This is a genomic window from Fructobacillus ficulneus, assembly GCF_001047075.2.
Taxonomy (GTDB): domain Bacteria; phylum Bacillota; class Bacilli; order Lactobacillales; family Lactobacillaceae; genus Fructobacillus; species Fructobacillus ficulneus.
The window spans coordinates 137,074-140,437 of sequence record NZ_DF968005.1 but is presented as its reverse complement, the minus strand read 5'-3'; the positions used below and the strand labels follow the sequence as shown (position 1 = coordinate 140,437).

Annotated in this window: 3 protein-coding genes; all 3 read right to left on the bottom strand. The window is 51.2% G+C overall.

Annotated features, from left to right (window positions below; all coding sequences use genetic code 11):
* Positions 1-75: 75 nt before the first annotated feature.
* Positions 76-993: a GDSL-type esterase/lipase family protein gene (locus AOQ29_RS05395; RefSeq protein WP_061993490.1), complete on the bottom strand. Its 918-nt coding sequence runs from the start codon at positions 991-993 to the stop codon at positions 76-78.
* Complete coding sequence (locus AOQ29_RS05390) at positions 990-1,958, bottom strand: ribose-phosphate diphosphokinase (RefSeq protein WP_061993489.1); 969 nt, start codon at positions 1,956-1,958, stop codon at positions 990-992. The genes AOQ29_RS05395 and AOQ29_RS05390 overlap by 4 nt, the downstream gene beginning before the upstream one ends.
* An 87-nt stretch (positions 1,959-2,045) precedes the next feature.
* Positions 2,046-3,364, bottom strand: a 1,319-nt coding sequence (locus AOQ29_RS05385; protein WP_158530753.1) for an AAA family ATPase, incomplete at its 5' end; no start/stop codon positions are given.

The window sequence follows — 3,364 nt, the reverse complement described above, 5'->3', positions numbered from 1 at the left end:
CAATTAGCCCTGAGTCGGCAACCCGACGGTAAGGCAATTTCTCGTAACGATCTGCTGCTGCTTGGTAAACCATGTCTAATCCTCCAATACTGCTGCTATTTTTTCTGCCATTAATTGGTGAGCGGCCAGACCAGGATGGTTAGGTCGGGTTTTGACCCCCCATTCGTGGGCCGGCACCACCGTAAAGTTATCAAAGCGGGCGACCTCTTGGTTGAAGATTTCAACAAAGGCCCCATTCCACGGCGTTAACAAATAAAAATGAGCTCCGTGAAAGCGCTTGACTAATTCTAACAAATAAACGCGTAAACCAAAAGCGAACTCTTGGTCGGTTGCGCCGTAGTTACCATCGTTCAGCCCATAGGCTACGACAACTTGCTTAGTCTGGACGCGGCGACGGCTAATGCCTGGCCCCACCTGCCACAAGGCATCGATGGCCTTAGGCTCTTGGAAAGGTGCCCGACTCGTTAGTCCGGTCCCACCATAGGCAATCCGGTTCAACCGTTGGCCAAAGTGCTTGGCAACCAAGGCTGGGAAGGATTGACTAGGACGGTGGGAATCATGGTTACTACCTTCCATGAATTCACCGGCAGTGATTGAATCACCGACAAAAGTCAGATAGCTTTGCTCGTTATCAGCCTTGAGGGCTGGGACTAAGTCACTGTCTCCATCCCAATTGGCAGCCGTAATAATCAAACCAGTCTGCCAAAAGGCGACTTGGCCGGTTTGCCACTGGTCGAGGGTTAACTGGTAGTCATGGCCACCCTGCAAGTGTAAGTCTAAATGGCTATTGGCCACCAAGATTTGGTCCTGGTCCTGACCATCAATGGCCAAAGTCCAAACCAAGTCCGGGTAGTGGTGGGCAAAGTCAAAGGACAGTGTCCCCGTTACTGGTGCCTGAAAGATAAATCCGGCTCCATACTGGGAAGTCCGCAGGCCCTCTTCGGTTGCTGACCATTCGGGGGTTGCTAGTTTAATCAATTCTAATTCGTTCATTCGATGGCCTCACGCTGGTCAGGGCTAAGTAAGACCTTGGCCATCGACTTATGAGCAATCACTTGCTCAATTGCTTCAGCAAACAAGTCAGCCGTTGAAATCACCGTTAATTTATCAAAGCGCTTTTCGGCCGGGATTGGGACAGTATCGGTCACAATCACCCGATCAACGTCTGAAGCTTGTAGGTTTTCTCCAGCCTGGCCGGACAAAACACCGTGAGTAGCCAAGGCATCGATAGTTGTCGCCCCAGCTTTTTTGACGGCAATAATTGCCTTCAACATCGTGTCACCGGTATCGATAATGTCATCCAAGATGATGGCATACTTACCAGCTACGTTCCCCGTCACTGCTGTTTGGACGCGAGGGTCACGGTCTTGGTCAACAATCGCCCACTGGGCTTCCAAAACTTCGGCTAACTTCTGGACCAACTTCAATGTTGATGGTCCGGAAGCAACAACGACGACATCCGACCCGGTCAAGCCCTGGTCTTCATAGAACTTGGCCTGGGCAGGCATGGCGATTAAGTGGTCAACGGGAATATCGAAGAATCCCTGGACCTGGCTCGTATGCAAGTCCATGGTCATGACCCGCTTAACCCCCTGGCTTTCCAACATGTTGGCTAGCAGGCGGGCAACAATTGGTTCGCGTGACCGAGCCTTGCGGTCTGATCGGGCATAACCCAAGTACGGGATAATGACGTTAATCGACTTAGCAGAGGTCCGCTTAGCGGCATCGATAAAGATCATTAATTTGATAAAGTTATCATTAACCGGATAGCTAATTGGTTGGACAACGTAAACATCAATCCCACGGACTGAATCGACAATTCGTTCATAAATTTCGTTGTCAGCAAAGGTTTGCATCTCTACTTGGGCAACTGGGGTCTTTAATTTTTTGGCAATTGCTTCTGTTAGTTCAGGATTTGTTCCCAAATCAAAGAGGCGATACTTCGGATTGGCAGTCATAAACTCTCCAACTAAATTCGACTTGTTTTCAGTTCCAATGGTGAGCGGGGACAAGCCCCACTTTTAATCTGTTTCTATTATACAAAATTATTCGCTAGTCGGCATGAAATCATAGGGAGAAATCCCATCCATGCCAACCATTGGGTCAGCCATGGCCCGGTCAAAGCTAGCCGTTGTGAGCATCCCCGCATCAATTTCTTCGTCTGGCGTCACCGGTGTTGCCTCACTTTTGTGAGCACCGGCAGTGTCTGCAGGTGCTTGGTAAGTGGCCTGTGGTTCGGCCAAGCCGTCGGTTGATGGTTGGTCACCAGTCTGCATTGACTGGCTCTCGACTTCATGGTCGGCCTCACTGGACACACTATCTGTCGCTGTATCTTGGCCGACCGGTTGGCGACTAACAGCTGAATCTCCCTGGTTTTTCAGGTGGGCCAAAGTTGGCTTCTTGGAATCAGCATCCCCACCCGTCAAAAATTCTTGCAACCGGGTTTGCCGGTCAGGGACGGGATGAGTTGCCGCATATTCGTAGGCTCCGTAGTCACCAACCATCACCAAGGATTCCTTAGCCCGGGTAATCGCGGTATAAACCAAGTTTTGATTTAACATAATTTTGAATTGGCCGGTCAAAACCAAGATGACCAGCTTGAATTCGTTTCCCTGGGCCTTGTGAATCGTCGTTGCATAGGCCAGGGTCAGCTGGTTCAAAGTCTTAGTGGTGTACCAGACTTCTTGCCCATCAAAATCAACGACCAGCGAGTCGGCCGCGACCCCGGGGTCCTTCTTGTAGTGGATGGCAATCACTTGCCCCATATCCCCGTTGTAAATATCCCGTTCAGAATCATTTTCCAACTGGAGGACTTTGTCGCCAAGACGGAAAATCGTATCACCCTGTTGCAGGGTCCGTTGCCCTGGTTCGACCGGGTTAAAGAGGTCTTGGGCAATCTGGTTTAAAGCAATCACTCCGGCCGGGGTCTTGTACATCGGTGCCAGGACCTGGACCTGGTCAGATGTGAAGCCCTTCTTGACCGCGGCCTGTAAGACCTGGGTAATCGCCCGCGGCACCTGGTCGGCGGTCGTCAAGAAGGTTGACCGGTCGGGCTGATTAGTTTGAAAGTCAGCCGGTAGGTTCCCGGCATTAATGGCTTGGGCCAGAGTCGAAATGCTCGACCCCTTCCCCTGTCGGTAGATATGCTCAAGGGCAATATGAGGGACGGCCTGGCTCTGGATCAAGTCGTACAAGACGTTTCCAGGACCAACGGATGGCAGCTGGTCGGCATCCCCGACCAAGACCACGTGCATGTTCTTTGGCAGGGCGACAAAGAGGCTGGCCGCCAAGGAAATATCAAGCATCGAGGCTTCATCGATGATTAACAGTCCCCCTGCAATCGGGTTATCCGCATCGAATTCAG